Genomic DNA, 22080 nt, shown 5'->3' with positions numbered 1-22080 from the left:
TTCAGCCTTGCAAGGTCAGGCTTTGCAAGGCTTCTCTGTCTGATTTCTTCAGTTTGCTGACCACCAGTTGGTAGGAACGCAGACACAAATCTTCAATCATTCCCGTATCAACATCGCCTTCTAAATCGACCGAAATCCAGTGACGCTTGTTCATATGATAGCCCGGACGAATGGATGAAAACTGGCTGGTAAGAACTTCGCCGTCCTGCGGAGTGCATTTTAGTGTCACGAAGTACGGCGCGCTCTCCTGAGAGACATAAGCAAACATTTTTCCGCGAATCTTATACACCAGTGGATCAGGGCCAAACGGATAGCACGCTTCCGACTGGAGCAGAGAATCGAGATAGTCGGTCAGTTGTTGCAAAGTCATCATCACGTACTCCTAAGATTATTCGAAGCTAGAGAGCCAAAATTTCAGTAACTGAGTGAGTTGCTGCTGATCGTCACCCGACAATCCTTCCACCAGCTTTTCCTGAATTTTCACATGCTCAATCACCAGCTCATTGACCACGTCTAAACCTTCATCACTGAGCTGAACTTCAATACTGCGACGATCCGCGGTGCTGTGCAAACGGTGAATCAAACCTTTTTGTTCAAGCTTATCAAGGCGATTGGTCATCGCACCGGACGTCAGCATCATCGAAGCAAGCAGCTCCGACGGAGTCAGGCGATAAGGTGCGCCCGCTCGCAATAAGGTGGCCAGTACATCGAACTCGCCCATTTTCAAACCGTAGCGCTTATGAACTTCCGCAACGGCAGTTTCCAGGTGTTTGGTCAAACGCATCATGCGTCCCATAATGCTCATCGGTAACGTGTTGAGCTGCGGCCGTTCTTGTTGCCATTGTGACAATACGCGATCAATCGCATCCATCAGTGTGGGTTCTCCGTCTGTGTTTACTGACAAAATACTTTAACATAAAGATACTTTACAAAAAGTATTTCTTACGATAACTTTCTGCTCAGATATCTCAACATAAAGATACTTAACATGAACATTTTAATTGCCATGATACCTGCCTTCTTTTGGGGAACCACCTACGCGGTGACCAAATACACCCTAGCGGACTGGCCTCCGCTACTGCTCGGAGCCATTCGAGCGCTGCCTGCTGGCCTGCTGCTGCTGGCCCTGCGCCCGAGCCTGCCGGAGAAATCCCGTTGGCGTCCACTGCTTACCATTGGCCTGGTCAACATCGCTGCCTTCTTTAGCCTCATTTTCGTGATGGCTCTGACCTTGCCTTCCGCTATTTCAGGTGTGGGCATGGTATCGGTTCCCGTATTCGCGATGTTTTATCACTGGCTGGTCAGTCGTCAGCGTCCATCGTCAATTCAGTTGCTCAGTGGCGCGGCATTGATTGCTTTGGCTTGGTTCTTGTTCGACCCGAAATCGCTCAGCCTCAATCCATTGGGTTTGATGGCGATGCTGGCCGCCATTCTGTGTATTATCTTCGGCTCAACTCTGACCAAGTCTCTCGGCGGCAAAATCCACTGGTGGACAGTGCTCAGCTGGCAGCTGATCATCGGCGGTGTGGCACTTGGTCTGGCGGCTCTCGTGCATGCCTTTTTCTCGCCTCAGGTCTACATGGAGACACTAACGCACATCAGTACACGTAACATTCTGGGTTTATTGTGGATTGTGCTGCTCAACACAGCGCTCGGCTACGGATTGTACGTGTGGCTCTTGCAAAGAATGTCGGTGGTGGATTTCACGTTTGGTGGCATTGCCAACCCGGTCGCCGGGATCGTGTGTGGCGGTTTATTGCTGAATGAGATTTATCGTCCGGATCAATACGCATTGATGGGAGGCATGATTGTGATGTCTTTACTGCCACAAGTGGTTGCTCTGATCCGTCAGCGCCACACTATGCGCGTGGTTTCTCAGCAGTAGTCGTTTTCGACCGGTGTGACGTCACACCGGTCAAGCTTTGATTTAGCGTCGCGGCATCGCAATGCGTGCGTTTTATCACAGAGAGCGACGATAGTGAGAAAAACGTTCAGATAAACCACAATTTCAGTCTGTTTTTTGCGGCGCGAAGCCTCGAGATCCGCTAATCTTAGCGCATAGAGTTTAGGTGCCTTTTAACTTATCCCAAGAATGACTGACGACGACTTTAAAAAATCCACTTCTAACTTAAAGAAGGCCGTTCCGCTGATGATGAAACATCACGTTGCGGCTACTCCTGCGAATTACGCCCTTTGGTACACCTACGTTGACAACACCATTCCTCAGCTCAATCAGGAAATGGATGTTGTACTGGATAACTTCGGGCTGTGCCCGCCTGCATCCGGCGAATACATGTACAAGCAATACATCGCGACCAAAGCCGAAACCAGTATCGGTGAACTGCGCGCCAACATTGAGCTGCTGGTTAACGAAGTGGCAAGTTCGATGTCGGACACCATGACCGATACCACCGCTTTTGAAACGATTATTGACAGAAGCTTTAATGATCTGGAACGTGTCGAAAAAGAAAATCTGTCGATTGAAGAAGTGATGTCGCTCATCCGTCAGTTGGTCAGTGAATCTCGCGATATTCGCCACTCGACCCGCTTTCTTAATAGCCAGCTGAAAACCGCGAGCCAGGAAATCACGCGCCTCAAGACTCAGCTCGCGGAAGTGCAAAAAGATGCGCTGTTTGACACTTTATCAGGGCTATACAATCGACGTGCGTTTGACGATGACATCAGCGCTTTGCTGCACGCACAGCAACCGATGAGCATTGTGCTGCTCGATATTGACCATTTCAAAACGTATAACGACGATTTCGGTCATCTGTTCGGTGATGCGGTGATCCGTGCAATTGGCAAGCGCCTCCATTCCAGTTGCCGCGAAGGCATTACCGCCTATCGCTTTGGCGGTGAAGAGTTTGCATTGATTGTGCCCAACAAGTCGCTGCGCAGTGCTCGCCAGTTCTCTGATGCGCTGCGCCGTGCGATTGAAAAGCTGAGCGTGCGCGATCGCCGCACCAGTATGCAGGTTGGCAACATTACGGCGTCATTTGGTGTCGCAGAGCGCGACCCTACTGATACCGTTGAAACGCTGATCGATCGCGCCGACAAGATGCTCTATGAAGCGAAAAATCTTGGCCGAAACCGTGTGATGCCCATTTAAGTTCAAGGCAGATTTAACATTTGCCATGTGCAAAATAGAAAATCCTCCCAATGGAGGATTTTTTTATGGAGAGCGTTTCATCAGGATGGCATTACAAATTAAAGCAGTAGTTCAGGTAGTAATCTTCGCCGCTTTTTGCGGTGTATTCTTTGTCTTCACTGCATGCCTGAGGTTTACCACGTTCATCACCTTTCACCAGACTAATCCAGTGACGCATCGCTGCGGTTGGCGTGGTGTTGTCGCCCATCTGTGTGAAAGTGGTACAGGTTTCTAACTGAATATCGTCAATCTCTACCAACTCCACACAGCCTGTGCCTTTCTGGCAACCCAACATCACATCCACATGACAGCCGTTACCATCACGGAACAGAATCGAACATGGGTTATCTTTGCCACCCGTGAATGCTACAAAGTGCTTCGGATGTTTCAGACCGCTGTGACGTCCATCTTTGAAGTAAGCGAGAACGTGGTGGTAATCAATCACGTAACTGGTCACTTCCTGATGAGACCCTGTTTCCAGCGGGAACAAACGGTCGAGCAGTTGTTTCGCTTTCAGCTGTTTTTCACGTTGCTGGTTTGCGCTGATTGTCTCGACGGCGAAGACTGCTTCAGCGATAAAGGGTTTCTGTTGTTTTTGGATTTCTGTTTTATCGAATGTCAGCATATTCATCGTCTTTCCCTCATGGATAACATTAAATTTCGTCCTAGAGCAAATAATCCAAACTTGCGTTTAATTTTCGTTCAAGTTTGTGACTTGCTTAATTTGTAGACTAGCGGATTTTTAACTACAATTTCACAACAAAAATTTTACAATGTGAATTTTACAAAATGGCCGTGTCAAAAAGCTTAGTCAGACAATCTCATTTTCTGGGAACGAAAGTGAGAAACCTTAGGAAACGCAACCACTTAACGATGGAAGATCTGTCGGCGCGTTGCATTCGCATTAATCCGGAGTACGCCCCCTCGGTTTCTTACTTGTCGATGATCGAACGGGGAAAACGGGTTCCGAGCGTCGAAATGTTGGAAGTGATCGCCGAAGTGTTCCAAAAGGACCCAACATGGTTTCTTGACGACGAGCCGGAGCAAGCCGACATCACGCCAGACAAAGGCAACCGCGGCGGTATCAGCGGCATGGCGCTGGAGCCGAGCTTTCTGTTTTCCAATGACATCCTGCAAATTGCGATTCCTGAAATGCTGTCACAAACCGGCATCACGGGTCGCCAGTTCGCCCACCTCCTCATTCGCGCGCATCAGGAAAGCCTGCAAAACCACTTTCCGGATCTGGAACGAGCCGCGGAAGATGTCGGCCTGAAGCGCCTGAATCTGGCTGTCGAAGATCTGTTTGATATCGCCAAAAGCCTTGGCCTCAACATTCGTTGGGTACAAAGAACGCCACACGATGTGGTCGACGAACTGGGCGTCAGCGCCAAACAGCTTGTGACCTCGTTCTTTGAGCCGCCAGGCACCATTTATCTCAATGAGATTCTGCGCAACTACCCGACGCGGCTTAAATACGATTTGGCGGTGTACATTGGTCACAACGTGCTGCACAGCAAAGACGGTCTCAAGAGTGTACTGTCGGTCGGTCACACTCAGGGTTGGGAAGAGCAGGACACACAACCGACTTCGGAGCTCAACTCTCAGGACATTTTGCAGGCGTGGCGCGACTTCGAATCGAGTTTCTTTGCCGGTGCTTTGCTGTGTCCGAAAGTGCCGTTTCGTCAGTTGCTTGATCGCAACGGCTATGAAATCGACGTGCACAAGAAAGCCGGCGTCTCTCCTTCGGTTGCGATGCGTCGCATGACGGTGGTTTCGCCTTATCCGCACTGGCACTACTTCGACGCATATGGCGAAGGCAAACTGAAAGCTGTCTATCGTGGCAACGGCATCCCGCTACCGTGGGGTAACATGCGCAAAGTGAACGACCCTTGTCAGCACTGGGCGGTATTTCGTCGATTGTCTGAACCGCAGGATGGCAGCTCAGCTCAGATTTCGATTCTCAACGTGGGAGATGAACCCAGGATCTATTGCTGTGAATCGGTGAACATGATTGATCCTGCGGGCAACAACCGAGTGTTGTGTGCCGGGATTGACCTCAACCCGGCGATTGCGGCGCAAGGTGGCGATGCACGCTCGATTGCAGAAGAACTGAAAGCCTCTTGCGTCAGCCAAGGCGGCAGTACCGTGATCCCTCGTCACATCAAAAAAGATCTGCTGACCATTGCCAAGATCCTGAACATCAACTGGATTGAGCGTGGCATTGAAAATGATGCGAGGCTGATTTGTTCACGCGGAGCTGTGTGTCCACGAAAACCGAGTTGTTATGAGAAATGTGGCGGATAGCAGGCAGAAAAAAAGCCAATCGCAATACTCGCGATTGGCTGATATAGATGTGAACAAGAAGGTTCACTAACAACGTCAGTTGGCTAGGTGACCCTCGGCTTAAAAGGGTCGAACTATATAATGCAGATAGCGTGCCAACTTTTATTTTTACTGAAACACACGCTTTCTGGACAAATATTCATCAGTTTCATTACAACAGATATCATAATTGAATTGCAATTTGCGAATATATGCAGATTGCAAATGTTATATGGAATTAATTGGCCAGCATGTTAATGCTTATAGAACACCCAGATCGGCCCAATTAATAAGAATTGCAGATCACTCAGAAAGGAAGGTTTCTTGCCTTCAATTTTATGGCCAACAAACTGCGCTATCCACAGCAGTACGAACAGAGCCAGTGACAGCGGCAATAAAGGCAATGCCATCAGTTCCACACTCCAGGCCAACCCGATACAGGCCAGCGTAAAGCCGAGCATCATCAGAAAAACGGTCATGGATAAGCGGTAGTAGAAACCAAGAACCGGCACCGCAACCAGCCAGATCCAGTCAACGCGCCATTCCATTAGCGGTGCCGCAGGCAGCGACCAGATAAGGCCAACGATAGAGAGGTAAATCCCGGGCACGGCCACACGGTGAATTCTTTTGTTGATCGGGTTTTGATGGCTGACAGCATACGCATCCAGCCATTGATTTAGCGTTCGCATTATTCATCCTTGAACAACGGTAGAGGAAGGCTCAGTCAGCGATGTGTCTGACGCCGTTTTACGGCGTACATGCGTTCGTCAGCCAGTTTGAGCATGGCATCGATATTTTCGATGTCCGCGCTATAAATAGCGTGGCCAATACTGATATGTAAATCAATCAGATGCCCTTCGTAAATCACCGGAGTGTGACAGAGTGCGGCTTCTATCGCGCTGACAACGGTTTTAATGTCCTCTTCCACAATCCGCGGCAGCAGCACCAGAAATTCATCGCCGCCGATACGCGCGATCACATCTGAACCACGCAGCACAGATTTCAACCGTTCAGCACACGCGATCAGAACCTTATCACCAGCCGCATGACCATAGGTATCGTTGATGAGTTTGAATTTGTCCAAATCAATATTGAGCAGAGCAAAGCTGTCGTGATTGCCAGATTTCTTGGCGTGGTCAAAGAAACTCTGCATGGTGAACATGAAGTAGCGCCGGTTAGGCAGGTGCGTCAGTGTGTCATGCATTGCGCGGTTGTGGGCCGTGCGATAGAGGCGATAAATCACCACAAACGCAATCGCGAGCAGCGCCATCACCGGATAGCCGACCAAACGCACCAGATTGACTTGATACCAGGGCACGTTGTCCAGCATTTCGTGCTTCTCAGCGGCGGCAATCGCCCAGCTACCATAAGGGAAATGCACGGTCTCTACCGCAAACGCATTATCAAATGTACTCTGCTTACCGTAGAACAGGTCACCATTCATGCCGGTGCTGTCGATACCACGAATCGCAAAATCGTAGGTATACACAAACGACTCGATACCCGAGGCCAAAAACAGTGATTCCCAGTCCAGTACAATGCTGCACACACCCCAATATTCCTGATTCATCGGCGGATCAGTAAAAATTGGAATACGCACGATCAACGCCCGCCCGCCCTGTACCAGATTGACTGGGCCAGCAATGAAAATTTGCTTGGCCGTTCGGGCTTTCACGATGGATGCCCATTGGCTGGGTACTGTTCGATAGTCCAGCCCCATGGCGGCTTTGTTCTCGTCGTAGGGGAAGATGTAACTGATGACATCATTCGGTGCGAGACCAATCACTTTGAGGTGTTTACCTTCACGCAGGATGTGGTTGGCTAATTTGTTCCAGTCCCGCACTTTAGAATCAGGGCGCAGAGTGACAAGAGTAGACAGGCTATTCGCCACATAAATATCAGAAAGGATAGAGGCTTCCAGTCGAAAACGGATTAAAGAAAGCTCTTCACGTGCATGAGACTGAAGTCCGTCCCGAATGTACGCTATTTGATGATTGTTGAGCGCTTCTATCAATCCAATGCTGGAAAGAATAAATACGAAAAAAAGTACACGAATAGACTTTCTCTTGCCTGAGGTTTGACTCATGCAATCCCTCTCTTTGCCTGTCGTCTTTTGCGCCAGGTTCTGGTATTTAGTGTATGGCTTGCCGCTATTTACTTAGCATAACCAAAGTAAGCAACAAATCTATAATTAAATAACAACATTATTGATATAAGTTTATGGAATCTGAAAACTTCAGTCTGTTCGCCGATGAACCACAATGGCTCCCCATCACAGATGGTAAATTGCTGTGGGTCGAACACTTTCTGACTCCGACTCAAGCCGATCATGCATTTTCCGTTCTCACTCAAGAGCTGGACTGGCAACAGGAAGCGATCACGCTGTTTGGCAAGTCGGTATTGCAACCCAGATTGCAAGCCTGGTATGGCGATAAAGCCTATACCTACTCGGGCCTCACCATGCCGCCCAACGTCTGGACACCCATGCTTGCCGACCTGAAGCAGCGCTGTGAATTGCTGGCTGGTCAGGCGTTCAACTCGGTACTGGCTAACTTATATCGTGACGGCCAAGATTCGATGGGCTGGCATCAGGATAACGAACCCGAACTCGGCCAACAGCCCGTGATCGCTTCACTTTCTCTGGGCGAAACCCGACGTTTTGTTTTACGCCACCTGCACAGCAAAGAGAAATTTGAGCTGCCACTCAGCCACGGCTCTCTGCTGATTATGGCAGGTAATACTCAGCATTTCTGGCAGCACTGCGTGCCCAAAACCGTGCGTACGCTGGAACCGCGCATTAATCTGACCTTTCGCCTAATACACGGTGGCGGATGATGGGCAGAGTCCCATTCCGCCGATTTTTCACACAACACTGACCCATTGCTCACACGAATACCGCCACCTTGGCCTAATGTGTTACGTTATCTTTGGTTAACTCTCGGTTCACTATGTCGTTACGTAAAACCAGTCTGGCGCTCCTGATAAGCAGCGCTCTAATCCTGCCGTTTTCTGGCTTGCAGGCGCAGCCGGAACCCGTTACGGCATCAAACAGTTACACCTATACCGCCGACGTCATTCGCCATACTTACGAAAGCCAGCTGTATACCCTACCCGCATTTAAAGAAGGTCATTACGGCTTACGCATGTACCGACAAACGCTGGATAAGAAATATGCCGCCGCAATCTGGAGTGACATGGCCCGCGTCGCAAGTCGGCTCAACTACTTCGCCGCGGAAGTGAACACGCCAGAGCAGATTTATCTCTATTCTCAGCAAGAGCTGGCAGACTATGCGGACGAAACTGACGAGCGCTCTAAACTGAGATACACCGTGACCAAACATATGCCTGAATATCTTTATCTCGGCATCGATCTGCTCGGTTCGATGGCGCGGGCGAACGAATATGGTCTCAAACACATTGACGATCAGAAGCTACGCGACGTCATTCGCCGCTATGATTTTCGCAAGTACGCAACTGACAAACCGATGATTGAAGCCTGGGCAGCGCAGCTGGCGAATCAGGTTTATTGGCTGCGTCAGTTGGGAGAGCAGGATGTGGTCAATGATTTCATTCAGGCATTTCGCGATACCTACCCGGATAACAAAGATGCGGGTTTATCGAATCAGCAGTACGGCAACAAACTTTATGGCATGACGCACATCATTTTCGCCGATTCGGAATACTATCAACACGCCGTCAGCGAAAAACAGTATCAGTGGATATATGACTACTACCGCGCCAATATCGACACCATTTTGCAGCGCGCGAAAGAAGACATCATTGCCGAAGTCGGTATTTCGTTCCTGCTCGCAGGGCTGGAGGACGATCCGGTGGTTGAGAAGACCCGTCAGGCAATTCAGAATGCAGTCAACAAAGACGCAGGCATGGTTCCATCCACTACGGGCAGCACCGATGTATCGGAAGGTGAGCACCGCAACGTGCTGGCAATTATGCTGCTGGACTGGAAGGGCGTGAACGAAGCGCCGACCATTCAACACCAACCTAAAGTATTTAGCAGCCTGCCCTACGGTTTGGTTGCCAACACCCCATCAGAATAAAAAGGGGCGAAAGCCCCCTTTTTTACTACCATGACACCGCTACTCCGTAATCCCACTCAAAGCCCTACGAGGCCGAATGTAATTTGTGGCTCGCCGCATGCCACAGCTTGGGCAGCACGCTGGTGCTGACGGTCGCCACCACAATGAGCACTAGCCCCAACTGCTGCGCTGCGGTGTAGCTGACATTGAAAAACAGCAGCTGCAACGCCGCGGAAAACAGCAGGTTGGTGAAAATCAGCGGAGCCAACTGAGACCCCGACTCTGCCAGTCGGTAGGCCTTCGCCCGAAAGACCTGAGTATTGATCACCAACAATGAGACCACGACCAGTGTTGCAACCGTGAGTAGCAGGTGACGGTCCATCGATAAGTCGAGCGCAGAATGCCAAGGCACCAGCGTCAACATCGGGAACAACATGGCCGCTGCCATGGTGAAGCTCCAGACATTGATCTCGACCGAACGTAAGCTGCTTTTCGACGCTTTATAGAGACTCAGTTGTGAACCTGCATTAAATAAGCCCGCGAACAATCCGGCCAGCAGTTCCGGCCGCCACTCCATTTGCGTGACATCGCCAGACAGCATCACCACCCCCGTAAAGGTCGCGATTAATCCTGCCACCGTCACCCAAGGCATCCGCACACCAAAAATCAGTTTTTCTAACAACGGAATGAACAAAGGCCCGGTACTGAACAACACCACCCCTTCCACTAACGAGAGATGCTGCAGAGAATAGATAAAACACACCTGACACGCCGCCAGACACACAGCCCGCACAGCCAGAGGCTTCAACATCGCTCGCTCCGGTATGTGAAAACGGCTGACTGCCAAAAACGCCAACAAAATCAAAGCAGGAACCGCAAAACGCAGAAAGCTTAACAGGCTGATGGGGACAACGGTGGTCAGATATTTGGTCAAAAGCCCCGTGACAGACAAACTGGCCGTCGACGACAACATGAACACTACAGGCAATAGTTTATTAGGCATACAACACTCCTTAACTTGCGCCCTATGTTACGTAAATGACAGCACAAAGAATAACGAGTAATATTGACCAAACCTGTTAGGAAAACTTACACATGCGTAAACTCATCCCACTCAAATCGCTCTACACATTTGTTGCAGTCGCCGAAACAGGCAGCATGACAGAAGCCGCCCAAGTGCTGAGTGTCAGTCATTCAGCGGTCAGCCAGGCCATAAAATCGCTGGAGAGCCAACTTAATCAGCCGCTGTTCAATCGGGTGGGTCGTTCAGTCACACTTAACAGTGCCGGACAAAAATACTACCGTAAAGTGGCTCCGGCGCTGGAACAGATTGTCGATGCCACAGAATCCATGCTGGTGTCGCACAACAGCAATCGCCTGACTCTGAATATGATCAACTCTCTGGCGCTGCACTGGTGGATCCCCCGAGTGCCGACTTTTCAGGCGTTTGCCCCCAACGTGGATATTCGTATTTCGACCTTAACGGGCGCTTTCTCACTTGAGGCAGAAGGGGTCGATGTGGCCTTAATCCACGGTTTTCAGCGGGAGTGGCAGGGGTATTACTGCGAAAAATTGGCCGATGACGAAATCGTGCTGGTCTGTCACCCTGAACTATTGAGTGAGCGCAACATGACGACGGAGCAAGTTCTTGAGCGTTATCCCGCAATTGTCGCGGCCAACCCAAGGCGCCTGAGCGATTGGTCGATTTGGTGCGAGGCCAATCAGTTGCCACAACCCAAGCAGCAAAAAAACCTGACCTTTTCCACATCGGCTCAAGCCGTGCAAGCTACGATACGAAAGCTCGGCGTATTTGTCACTCACCGCCAGTTCGTGCGTGAAGAGATTCAACATGGTCTGCTGATGGAAATTGGTCACAGCACACTCCATCCGGAGCAAGCGTTTTACTTTGCCTGCCCGAAAGACAAGCTCAAACTGGAAAGCGTTTTACTACTGCGTAAGTGGCTAAAACAGGAGTTCAGCCAGGCTCAGTAAAGAATCTTTTGAAAACATTGAATTAGGTCACAGGCTTTTTTTCATACTTTGCTTCAGACAAAAAATTCTTAACTAGACTGTACTCGAGCGGTTTTATATCAAGGATGAGACAGTCATGAACAGTCTGGTGGGACAACAACTTAAAGAGATGGCCAAATTGGGCCGTCTGCGTAAACAAAAAGTTGTCCTGATTAGTTCTATCATCACTGCGTTAGTGCTGAGCCTGAATGGCTATCTGTTGTTGGTTGATAACCAGTTGGTGTACAGCCTGTTTAATCTGGCGTGTGCTGCTGCAGCCATCGCCAATATGATTTACAGCCGCTATCGACGCTCCGCGCATGCTGACCTCATCCTGACCAGTTTGCTGCTTACGCAAGCAATGATGCTTCTGGCACATGGTGACATTGAAGGCAGCAAACTGTTTTGGGTCTACCCGATTGTTGCCACCATCATCTTTATCAACCGTTTCCAGACAGGTCTCTTTCTGAGTATCGGTTTTTGCATGCTGTCGATATTGTCGATCTACAGCAACCGGCATGCGTCAATAGGGCCTGATACCATGGCGTCTGACTACTTTGTCATCAGCCTGATCTCGCTCACCGCAATCTGCAACACCTCAGCCTATTTCTATTCCAAAGCGGTACGCTACATTCATTTACTTTATCGAGAAGGGATTGAAGAGCTGGCCTATACTGACCAGTTGACCGGCCTTGCCAACCGTTGGAGCTTTGAAAACTGGGCGACCGCAAAACTGGCAGAGCCGCATCCTCACTCACTGATTACCGCACTGGTATTTCTCGATATCGATAACTTCAAAGCCATCAATGACAACTACGGGCATGATGTCGGCGATCGCGTGTTGAAGCATTTCGCCCAGCGACTGAAAAACAACGTGCGCCACAGTGACCGTCGAACGGAGCGCCATGACTATTCGATTGCCCGCTTTGCCGGCGATGAGTTCGTGTTGCTGCTTTATGATGTAAAGTCTTTACAAGATCTCGACAGCATTCTGCACCGCATCAGCCATCTGTTTGAGGAGCCATACAAGGAAGGAGACACGAAATTATTGAACAATCTGACGGTCAGTGCCGGGGCTGCGCTGTTCCCGCTTGATGCGGATAACTTAGAAGAGTTGACGCGCTGTGCTGACAAGGCCATGTACGCAGCGAAACATGGCGGCAAAAACCAATACCGCTACTACCACAACGTCACCACGCACCATGATGAAGAAGCCGAGCAAGAGCTCGCTCAATTCACTCCCGCGAAAAACCAAAGCTAAACATCCATATACATCAGCCACAAAGCGATGATGGCGAATACCACCAGCCAAATGGCGTAACGAGCCGTATTCGGCTTGTTCTCTTTCGGTTTGATCACAGGTCGCATCGCAGCGCGACGTGCTCGTCTCGCCACTTCAACAATCGACGGCTGTTCCTGCTCATGCAGCTCTTCACGCTTCTTCTGCGCACTGTTGGCCGCACGGGTAAAGCGCTGCAACTGGTCCAGCGTCATGTCATCATCCGGGTTGTAGCGCGGATTCTGGTCGGTGTGTTTGGGAAGCACAGCCATCGTGACCTCCTCGTCAATGAATTCATCTGGTTAAAGTATAGACCAACTCAATTAGTCCGTTAGTGGGTCACCTCGCATCTGTGTTGAACGACTGACTTTTGGTATTGTTCAAAATTCTTGAATGACTGCCTCAAATCCGCCCCCTCTTCTTTCGTCAGTACTCAACTACAATTCACTCATGTTCCACCAACGGAGAAGAACAATGAGCAAAGTAAGAGAAATTCGTCAGCTGATCCCGTCGCAAGCGACTTCTGACGGCGATGGCGTGAAAATCCGCCGCCTGGCAGGATTCAATAATGCGAGCTTCTCACCGTTTCTGATGGTGGATGAACTCAAATCCGACGAACGCAAAGACTACGTGGGTGGATTTCCTCCTCATCCGCATCGCGGTATCGAAACCCTGACCTACATGTTGCAAGGTCATTTTCAGCATCGCGATCATATGGGTAATGTGGGTGAACTGCGCAGCGGCGGCGCACAATGGATGGCGGCAGGACGTGGTGTGATCCACAGCGAAATGCCAATTATGGAAAACGGCGATTTGCACGGTTTCCAGATTTGGATCAACCAACCAGCGCGCGACAAGATGATCCCGGCCAGATATCACGACTTTCAGCCGGAAACCATCACCGAGCATCGCAGCGAAACACTCGGTCTGCTGCGTGTTCTGGCGGGCGATATTCGCGCTAACGGTGAAGCACTGCAAGGTCCGCTGACTCAAACTGGTGTCCCTGCCACCGTTGCCGATTGGCAGGCTGGTCCGGGCAGTGAGCTGACTATTGAAACCGACGAAAACCACAACATGATGCTGTACGCCTACAAAGGCAGCATCAAAGCGGGTGAACGAGTAGTCATGCAAGGCGAAATGGCATTACTGTCCAAAGGAGAGACGGTGTCTCTGGTCGCCAATAATACCAGCGGCGTGCTGATTTTCATCGGTGAACCGATCAACGAACCTGTCGTACATTACGGCCCGTTTGTAATGAACAGCATTCAGGAAATCGAACAAGCGATCAACGATTACAACGCGGGTAAGTTCGAAAGCTATTAATTGATGAGATTTGAGCCCGGATTGGGCTCATCACTGACACAAAAAGCGAATAATCCACTGCCATTCCTTTTTGTCTTTCTGCCACACTCGATGAGTGTGGCATTTTTCATTGTCGGTTTGTTGAATGAGAAACTGAGCAGTTAAAAGGGGTCATTCAACTTTGTAGCCAACACCGTAGATGGTGTGAATCACATCGCCCGAGCAATTCAGCTTTTTACGCAAGTTACGCATATGGCTATCGATGGTTCGGTCGTTAATGATCCGATCATCCGTGTAGCACGTCTGCATCAGCACTTCCCGAGAAAAAATGCGGCTTGGCCGAATCATCATGGTGTGCAGCAAACGAAACTCGACCGGTGTCAGATCAATGCCTTTACCATCAGCAATACATAAAAAACGATCCATATCGAGCGTAATCGTCCCGTAGCTGATCATCCGTTCGTTGCTGTGCTGACCTCCGTTGTTTTTCTGATTCTGAACCCGGCGTAATATGGCGCTGACCCTAGCGACCACCTCATTGGGCAGAAACGGTTTGCAGACGTAATCATCTGCTCCAATATTCAAACCTTTTAATCTATCCGCTTCATCCACTCGCGCAGTGAGCAAAATGATTGGCACTTCATTCCCCATGGCTCTCAGTTGACTATAAATCGTAAATCCGCTGACTTCCGGTAACATCACGTCAAGAATGACGAAGTCGGGGTTCCCATTGGTGATTTCGGCTACCGCATTTTTTCCTGAAGTAATGATGCGGCATTCGTAATCGTGTTTTGTCAGGTAATCTGACAGTATTTCTGCAATTTTTATTTCGTCTTCTACAACATAGACAAGCGCCATTCTTATTATTCCTGTTTAATCAGTGAATGTTTTGTGGCGTCTTCAGAATCAATTTTTATGGTTTTCTACAGATTCCGATCCGCAATGCAACTGGCAAGCTTAACACTGTTAACATTGTTAACAAAGCCTTGTGAATCAAGGGCTCGACTCACTTAAAAGCGTAATCCAAGTTGCATAGGAATCTATTTTCTTAATAAAAAATGGTGTCTGATCCGCAAAAATGGCTGTGACGCAAGCCATTTCCATGCGCACTTTCAGACTTCTGCCACACAAAACACACAATCAGTTTCTTGGCAGTTCCACCAACACATCCAAACCACCGCAGTCTGATGGCATGGCTCTTATTGTTCCCTGATGGGCATCAGCGATGTTTTTACAGATAGCAAGCCCCAGCCCGGCCCCGTTGTGCGCGCGATTGCGCGAACTGTCTTCACGATAGAGCGGGTCAAACAGATACTGGCAGTTCGCCAGCGAGACACTCGGCGCTGAATCACTCACTTTGATCACCACGTGCTGCTTGGTCTGATACAACATCACCTGAACCACGCCCGGTGCATCGGTATAGCTCACCGAGTTACTGATCAGGTTCTTCATCAATTGCAGTATGCGTGAGCGATCAGCCGACACCATCGCGGACTGGCCTGCAAAGGTCATGGTCAGTCCCTTCTCTTCCGCTTTCCACTGCATGGCATCCACGGCTTCACTGATGACATCAAACAGATCAACACGCGCAAACTCGTAACGCAGACCGCCGATATCCGACAGAGAAAGTTCGTAAATATCCTCAGTAAACTTGCGTAACTGGTCGACTTCTTGCTCGATTGAACGTAAACGTTCCATATCGAATTGGCGTACACCATCTTTGATGGCCTGAATCTCGCCCGTCAGCACTGTGAGTGGTGTGCGCATATCGTGAGAGATGTTGGCCAGCCAGGTTTTGCGTGACAGCATGGAGCTGTGCAGTATGTGCGCCAACTGATTGACATCCCGCATCAGGGTACCGATTTCATCCTTAGAGTCGTCCACCAGATGAATGTCGTAATCCCCGCTCGACATGCGATGAATCGCGCTGATGACTTCACGCGTGCGGCGCAGCAGGAAAATAGACAAACCGTACGAGACCATTGAAATAACGATTAGGCTGATCCCTCCCAACCACAAGCTGCGTTCCAACTGAGTACGCGAAACCTGTGTCTCCATCGTATCTTTGAAATGACGTACCGGAAGACTCTTCAGCCAAGCGACCGTTTTGCCTTCAAAACGCAGCGGCACACGCACCTCATTCGGCTGATCATTCGTCAGCAATGAGGCACCCGCGATAAAATGACCGTTGAGATCGAACAGCGCCGCACTCGGTGCTCTCGCGCCGGGCAACGGTTTGTTGGGAAACTTATTCAGGTTGGGACCTTGCGGGTGTTTCGGAAAACTGGCCAGGATCGCGCTGACCTCATTCTTCGGCATCGCACGAATGTTTTGACCAGACAGCACATACAGATCGACCAACTGAGGTGCCAGCATCTCCAAGCGAGTCTGTTCCAGCGCATTGGTATAATCGAAAAAGCCTTGCTCGTAACTCCAACGAGCCATGATGAGCATGGCCGCGGTTAATGTCAGCATGGTGGTCATCAGCACCAGTTTTAATTTCTGCAGGATATTGAGCCGCTGCCAGATTCTGTTAAACATTACTTCTCCGTTGCGCTAACCGTTTCGCTGGCGGAAGACCACTCCGTCAACGCATCCGACTCCGCGCCTAAATCTAATCTGATAGCCGAGATCCACTTCGCCAATATCGTCTTCACGTCATCCGGCATTCCCCAGTCCGTTGACTTAAGTTCTACCAGTTTCAGTAAGCTATTCACCGTCAGACATTCATCGAGGCTGTCCGGTTCACACAATAAGGTGATACATATCAGCATGGCATAATAATCGTGTTCCAGCCGGGCCAGCGGGCTGGGCGTTGGGTAATGAAAGCTGGGCGTGAACTGCAGCATACCGCGCTCTTTCCATGGTTCACCCACTCGCCGCGCATTGGCAAAGTCCACCAGACAAGCATGCAGAGACGGCAAACAGAGAATGTTGCTGGGTTTAATATCGCCATGCACCACATGCGCTGCATGCAGTTGACCGATATCTTCAAGCAGCGTTGGCAGACTCTGTGACAGCCATTGACGGCGCTGCGTTGTATCCAACGTTTTCCAAAACAGAGCCGCTGGCTGTCCTTCCAGATAGCTGGTGATCAGAACCGTATTGACGGCGTATTTGTTGAGAGACAAAGTTTCGTGAATGGGAATATCGAGATGGCGCAAACGCATCAACCACAACGCTTCCCGTTGCAGCACATAGGCATCTTCCACCGTTTCACCAAATTTCACCCGCCATGCCTGCTGATCATCACGCACCAGCAGGCAGCGGCGCCCCAGCATGATTCGCTCCCCTTGGGGGAGCAAACCATCCAGCCATGTTGGTATCAGGCTACTCATAGTTCGATTGGAATGTTCAGGCCGTCAAAGAAACGGGGGGCAAACGGCTGCTCAGCACTTTTCGACTTAATCTTGAGGCTGACTTCGTTGCTGTCTGACTGATAGCGCCAGGCCACATCATCGCTGCCCACCACCGATGCGCTCTGCATCTTGTCTGCGACCCGGAACCAGCTCCATTCACCGCTCAGCTTCTCGCGGGTTTCCGCCCCTTTATCATCTTTGGTGATGATGGCGATGTCCTGAGTTTGGTTAGCCGGGATCGGCCAACTGAGCGATTGCCACAGCAGCGGGCCATTGCGGTATTCAAACAGTTTGCTGCCTGACTCGAGAGTAAATCCGGTCAAGTCCGGCGACATCTTTTCCGCCCGCAGCAAAAACTCGACGCCTACACGCCCATCAATAAACAGACCACTTTGCATGCGTTTGACCGCATCGCTGAACGGTTGATAAGAGTCGGACAACGGCAGCATCTGATTGACGATGAAGCCTTTCAGCTGAGTTTGACGGCCATGCGTCAGGTCAAAGTAGGCGGCATATTTCTGCGCAAACTCATCAAACTGACCACCGGATTTAAAGAAATCCGCAAAATCGGCCAACGAGGCATCGAACTCCGCTTTCTTATCAAACGGGTAACGGCCGGCAAAATGACGCACATAGCCGCCGTACAGCACGCTCCAGTCGTTATTGATCACCGTTTTCATCGCACTTTGTGCCAATCGGTTAGTCGTTCGCGCCACGCCGCGCATCAATACCGGAAGAACGGGATCATTGTAATCTGCCGCCAGTGTATTGAGCTGGGCCAACGGGTTATTGGAATCGGTGTTTTGCAACTGCGCCAGGAAGTAGCTGCCGCGATCCTGCGTTTCTTTGGACTTCTCTATCCAGTCACGGGTTTGTTGCAACTGTGCCAGCGCAATACTGAGTCGGCTTTGCCCCGCTTCGTTCACCGCCACCAGTTGATGCATCGCCTTGAACGGCGCAGCAATCGATGCACGCACGCGTTCGCTGGTATTGCTGATCGCGGTCACGCTCGGTTCGCCCTCTTCCGTCTGTTGCTCTTTGGCTTCACGGCTCTCTTTTGGCGCGGGTTCGCCTTCTTTCTTCTGGCTCAGGTTGGTATGCACCGCGACCAGATTGTAGAACTGGCTGAGCGGCGAATAGACCGGATCGACCGTCATATCAATCTGTTTGCTGATCTCACCCCATCCAGACACTTCCACCCAACTGATGTTAGCCATCAAATCCTGCCAGTATTTGACGTAATCGCCGATATAGCGTTCACGCAACTGGCGGTTGATTCGGTTCATTTCAGCATCACCGCTGATATTGCCCATCACACCTTCATAAGATTTGATCGCTTCTGACGCCAGCTGAAAGCCGGTTTCGTTGTACAGATCTTCAAAGCCTTCACGGGTAAACAGATACGGAATCAGATAGCCGGTAAAGCCAGGCTTGAACTCGAACACCTTCTGATAGGACGGATTCAGCTTGGTGCGCATATCCACACGGCGTGAAAAATCCGGGTGCTGCAAAATGTGCTGATAGAGCAGTTCACTGATGTCGTTGGCAGACAGCGACTTACGCACCAGCGCCAGCAGTTCAGGTTCCGATTCCGGCGGCGTGGCCCCACTGCGGAACAGGTCTTCGGCCAGCAACTTAAAACGTTCAAGCAGTGCGACATCGCCTTCCCCTTCCTCTTTGAGCGAAGTCAGGTAGTAATTGACCAACGAATCGACATCATCACGATGTTTGCTATACAGGATCTGATGATAGTTCAGCAGCTCCAGCATTTTCACTTTGTCATCCAGAGAGTTGTAGACAAACAGATCTTTGAGGATGTAATCGCGCATCAGGGTCAGCAGTACGCTGCTCAGCTCTTCATAATACGTTTGGTGAACGAAGCGTCTGATACTCGAATCCGGCAGCCAGTCACTGACATACCAAGGACGATGCTGTTTGTTGTACAGATTGTTGATGTCTCGCAGTTCCGACAAACTGAACACGGGCGATGAGAGATCATCGGCGACAATCGTATCCAGTTTCAGATTCTCTTTGTATTGGTTCAGTTTGATCAACGCCTGATTGTCCAAGGACTGCTGATAGTCAAAACTGGCCTTTAACATCCACAAAAAGCTACCGAACAGAAGCAATAATCCACCAAAAATCGCAACTCGCGAAGCACGGTAACGCCACTCACGTTGACGGTATACACCCACCAATGGCGCTTCTTTAACAATACAGCTGCGAAACAGATTCTTGCCAAACAGGCTCGGGCTGGAGGCGTGTTGCTGCATACCAGCCAGAGATTCAAAGCCGAGATCCGAGGCGTGCATGTAAGTCAGAATGTCAGTGGATTCCCCTTCCCCGCCGACGTTGACGAAGAAGAAGCCACGAAAATGCAGCGCGACTTCATCAAACGCATGCTGGCTGAAGGTGAGCGACAAAAAGTCTTCAATGTCGTAGCGCAGAGCAGAGAGCTGGAAAATGCCCGCCACCGAAGAGGCACGAAAATCCGCGTGTAACTGCTGTTTCAGTGATTCGCTGGCCGTGATCGCCAGACGACGGGTCAGATCGTCAAACGATTCATCAAACCAGTCTTTATCATAGCCTTTGCCTTCGTCAGCCGGACGCAGAACACCAAAAGGCTGCTCACGTGCGGATTCATCCAGCGTCGAGAACAACTCACAGAAATCACGTACTGCAGCCATATTGGTAAACACGCAGTAGGTCGGTAGCGACAATCCGGTACGTTGGTTCAAATCGCTCAGCAGCGTTCGGTACTGCTGGCTGAACTCGCTGGCCGCAATTTCGTTTTTCTGTAGCAGATGATCGAGATCGACTGTGCACAGAACACCATTGAACGCCTGACGATCGCGCTTTTTCATCAGCAGTTCGCATACCACATCCAGGCTTGCCTGACGGGTAGCGAGCGGGAAACTCATATCAACTGACACCAACACCGCACTGTCGGAGACCCAAAAGCGCACCGCAATCAAGTCATCCGGTACAGGTTCTATGGATTCCACACTCTCAAAGCCCATCTGTTGCAGCCAGCGAACGTCAGAACTCACGTCCGCCGACACATGCACATACCAAGGCACATGATACGGGTTAGAGGTCACCTTACTGTGCTTTTTCCAAATCAGAGCAAAGCGGTTCTTGAGCACGCGTTTACGCCACTCGTCGTGCTGCTTGAGGGTTTCATCCACTTTCGGGCGACGCAAGTACGCGTACGTTCCCCATCCCACCAGCGCCAGAAACAGCACAATCAACGCCACTTGCAGAGCCACCGCCCACCACGGCGTCAGCCAGTAAGTCCCGGTCAGCCACAACGAGAGACACGTAATCAGTCCAACCAGGAATGTCGCCAGCGTTGAAAAGAGAATGGCTTTTTTCTTATCCATCATGTTGTTTACAACCTAATTGGTGTCAATGAGTAAAAAGGCATCAGAAATCCCCGCACTTTTGGCGGTGGAGAGCGTTTCAGTCGCGGCCGATTTGGTCGCATAATTTTCGCTCACGACCCGATAACGACCGTTAGCCGCTTTTACCTGAGCACTCGGAACGCGAGATTTATAACGGGCAATAAACTTCGCCGCATCACTCGGATTATTAAAACTCGCCAGTTGCACTAACCACTGGCGGTTGGCCGAAGACTTATCGGAGACCGTTGATGTGGCAGGTTCGGCCGCACTATTAACACTGGCCGTGGTTGGATGCCAACCTTCTGATTTCATGTCCGATGGCGTGCTGTCGTAAACATACTCTTTGTCCTGCACGCTGCCTTTGCTGTAATACGTTTGGGTATACTGAGTCAGTTGGGTAAAGGGCAGCGCCTTTTGCGGCGAGGTCGCCTCATACCAGTAGCGTAAACCGCCCCAAACCAAGGCAGACATCACCACAAACAGCGCCACCGAACGCCACACGCCAACCGGTTTTTTCGGCCGTTTGGCGTGACGAGCGGCAACATCGTCGGCGGCCACTGGCGCCAGACGTTCAGCGGCCGAATACGCCACCGGTTTGGCAAACACCGCCTCTTCCAGACGTTTCATCAGCGCGGTCAGTTGATCCTTGCCTTTAGTGCGATAGCGACCACGAAAGCCCATCTTGAGCATGATGTAGATCAGCTCCAGCAGATCGACCAACAGCACCGGTTGCAACAACGCACGCTCGGCAATGATGTAAAACTGCTCACCGCCGTTTTTGATGTTGAACAGTTCGCTGACCAGCGTTTGATTTTCCCACCCCGCTTCATCGCCCCACGATGAGTGCAGGATCTGTTCATCGATCATCACGGCAAACAAAAAACAGGTTTTGTCCGCCACCGAAGGCGGGTAATCCAACGCGGCAATGCGATATTTAAGCTCGGTGATCGCGTGCTTGATGCCAGAACGGAACGTGTAAAGATCCGTCGGGCATTGCATGCGTTTGACCGAGATGATCAGCGACAGCAAGTCCGAACTGACGCGCAAGATACTGTTGTCAAACAGTTGCCCCTGCTGCTGAGCCATGCTGTAGCGCGCATGGTTCTTGAGCATATTGGCGTTACTCAGACGAACGGACTTTGCCGGCTGACTGGACGCAGGCGTCGGATCATTGGCGGCGATCGTGACGGTATCTTCATCGAACAATTGATTCATTGCT

20 protein-coding genes are annotated in these 22080 nt (G+C 50.5%); 8 read left to right on the top strand and 12 right to left on the bottom strand.

All coding sequences use genetic code 11. From position 1 onward, the window contains the following. Position 1 precedes the first annotated feature (1 nt). Both LGV68_RS08270 and LGV68_RS08265 read right to left on the bottom strand, forming a co-directional pair. Positions 2–373 (bottom strand): MmcQ/YjbR family DNA-binding protein, encoded by a 372-nt coding sequence (locus LGV68_RS08270; protein WP_172465305.1) that lies wholly within the window; start codon positions 371–373, stop codon positions 2–4. A 15-nt stretch (positions 374–388) separates the two neighbouring features. Next, positions 389–871: a MarR family transcriptional regulator gene (locus LGV68_RS08265; RefSeq protein WP_020328902.1), complete on the bottom strand. Its 483-nt coding sequence runs from the start codon at positions 869–871 to the stop codon at positions 389–391. 117 nt (positions 872–988) lie between these two features. Between LGV68_RS08265 and LGV68_RS08260 the strand changes: the two genes are divergently transcribed. Together LGV68_RS08260 and LGV68_RS08255 are read left to right on the top strand one after the other, a co-directional pair. Continuing rightward, complete coding sequence (locus tag LGV68_RS08260) at positions 989–1885, top strand: EamA family transporter (RefSeq protein WP_020328901.1); 897 nt, start codon at positions 989–991, stop codon at positions 1883–1885. A gap of 207 nt (positions 1886–2092) precedes the next feature. After that, positions 2093–3109, top strand: a complete 1017-nt coding sequence (locus LGV68_RS08255) for a GGDEF domain-containing protein (protein ID WP_020328899.1) — start codon at positions 2093–2095, stop codon at positions 3107–3109. A 91-nt stretch (positions 3110–3200) separates the two neighbouring features. On the opposite strand, the gene LGV68_RS08250 is transcribed toward LGV68_RS08255, so the two are convergent. After that, positions 3201–3779, bottom strand: coding sequence for a Malate synthase-like protein (locus LGV68_RS08250; protein ID WP_020328898.1), 579 nt, complete (start codon positions 3777–3779; stop codon positions 3201–3203). Between the two features lie 158 nt (positions 3780–3937). Here LGV68_RS08250 and LGV68_RS08245 point away from each other — a divergent pair, with 158 nt between their 5' ends. Then, positions 3938–5452, top strand: a complete 1515-nt coding sequence (locus LGV68_RS08245) for a DUF3612 domain-containing protein (protein ID WP_075990017.1) — start codon at positions 3938–3940, stop codon at positions 5450–5452. 272 nt (positions 5453–5724) lie between these two features. Here the strand turns inward: LGV68_RS08245 and LGV68_RS08240 are convergent, their stop codons facing one another. Together LGV68_RS08240 and LGV68_RS08235 are read right to left on the bottom strand one after the other, a co-directional pair. Further along, positions 5725–6159: an Mpo1-like protein gene (locus LGV68_RS08240; protein WP_024375563.1), complete on the bottom strand. Its 435-nt coding sequence runs from the start codon at positions 6157–6159 to the stop codon at positions 5725–5727. 35 nt (positions 6160–6194) lie between these two features. Further along, entirely contained in the window at positions 6195–7556 is a 1362-nt protein-coding gene (locus tag LGV68_RS08235) for a diguanylate cyclase (RefSeq protein ID WP_222807791.1), read from the bottom strand. Positions 7557–7690: 134 nt separating this feature from the next. Between LGV68_RS08235 and LGV68_RS08230 the strand changes: the two genes are divergently transcribed. After that, on the top strand, positions 7691–8305 hold the full coding sequence (locus tag LGV68_RS08230; protein ID WP_252536516.1) for an alpha-ketoglutarate-dependent dioxygenase AlkB: 615 nt from the start codon (positions 7691–7693) through the stop codon (positions 8303–8305). A gap of 113 nt (positions 8306–8418) precedes the next feature. After that, complete coding sequence (locus LGV68_RS08225; RefSeq protein ID WP_199465124.1) at positions 8419–9528, top strand: DUF3541 domain-containing protein; 1110 nt, start codon at positions 8419–8421, stop codon at positions 9526–9528. Positions 9529–9592: 64 nt separating this feature from the next. Here LGV68_RS08225 and LGV68_RS08220 read toward each other — a convergent pair whose 3' ends face one another. Beyond that, positions 9593–10510: a DMT family transporter gene (locus tag LGV68_RS08220; RefSeq protein ID WP_208553014.1), complete on the bottom strand. Its 918-nt coding sequence runs from the start codon at positions 10508–10510 to the stop codon at positions 9593–9595. A 92-nt stretch (positions 10511–10602) separates the two neighbouring features. On the opposite strand from LGV68_RS08220, the gene LGV68_RS08215 reads away from it, so the two are divergent. Next, complete coding sequence (locus LGV68_RS08215) at positions 10603–11499, top strand: LysR substrate-binding domain-containing protein (RefSeq protein WP_140229195.1); 897 nt, start codon at positions 10603–10605, stop codon at positions 11497–11499. Positions 11500–11614: 115 nt separating this feature from the next. Next, entirely contained in the window at positions 11615–12778 is a 1164-nt protein-coding gene (locus tag LGV68_RS08210; protein ID WP_020328890.1) for a GGDEF domain-containing protein, read from the top strand. Here the strand turns inward: LGV68_RS08210 and LGV68_RS08205 are convergent. Continuing rightward, on the bottom strand, positions 12775–13068 hold the full coding sequence (locus LGV68_RS08205; protein WP_020328889.1) for a hypothetical protein: 294 nt from the start codon (positions 13066–13068) through the stop codon (positions 12775–12777). The two genes, LGV68_RS08210 and LGV68_RS08205, sit on opposite strands and share 4 nt — an antisense overlap. A gap of 202 nt (positions 13069–13270) precedes the next feature. On the opposite strand from LGV68_RS08205, the gene LGV68_RS08200 reads away from it, so the two are divergent. Next, positions 13271–14119 carry a pirin family protein gene (locus tag LGV68_RS08200; protein WP_047460924.1) on the top strand — a complete coding sequence of 283 codons (849 nt, stop codon included), beginning with the start codon at positions 13271–13273 and terminating at the stop codon, positions 14117–14119. Between the two features lie 150 nt (positions 14120–14269). On the opposite strand, the gene LGV68_RS08195 is transcribed toward LGV68_RS08200, so the two are convergent. The 5 genes from LGV68_RS08195 to icmH all read right to left on the bottom strand — a co-directional run bounded on the left by LGV68_RS08195 (position 14270) and on the right by icmH (position 22076). Further along, positions 14270–14956: a response regulator gene (locus tag LGV68_RS08195; RefSeq protein WP_252536514.1), complete on the bottom strand. Its 687-nt coding sequence runs from the start codon at positions 14954–14956 to the stop codon at positions 14270–14272. A 282-nt stretch (positions 14957–15238) separates the two neighbouring features. After that, entirely contained in the window at positions 15239–16639 is a 1401-nt protein-coding gene (locus LGV68_RS08190) for an ATP-binding protein (protein ID WP_158148574.1), read from the bottom strand. Further along, complete coding sequence (locus LGV68_RS08185) at positions 16639–17436, bottom strand: protein kinase family protein (protein ID WP_158129427.1); 798 nt, start codon at positions 17434–17436, stop codon at positions 16639–16641. Before LGV68_RS08185 ends, LGV68_RS08190 begins: the two co-directional genes overlap by 1 nt. Continuing rightward, positions 17433–20843, bottom strand: a complete 3411-nt coding sequence (gene tssM / locus LGV68_RS08180) for a type VI secretion system membrane subunit TssM (RefSeq protein WP_252536512.1) — start codon at positions 20841–20843, stop codon at positions 17433–17435. The genes LGV68_RS08185 and tssM overlap by 4 nt, the downstream gene beginning before the upstream one ends. 12 nt (positions 20844–20855) lie before the next feature. Beyond that, positions 20856–22076, bottom strand: a complete 1221-nt coding sequence (gene icmH, locus LGV68_RS08175; RefSeq protein ID WP_158129429.1) for a type IVB secretion system protein IcmH/DotU — start codon at positions 22074–22076, stop codon at positions 20856–20858. Positions 22077–22080 lie beyond the last annotated feature (4 nt).

Source organism: Vibrio sp. LQ2, from assembly GCF_023920125.1.
Classification (GTDB): Bacteria; Pseudomonadota; Gammaproteobacteria; order Enterobacterales; family Vibrionaceae; genus Vibrio; species Vibrio fluvialis.
This window is presented reverse-complemented; position numbering and strand designations above follow the sequence as displayed.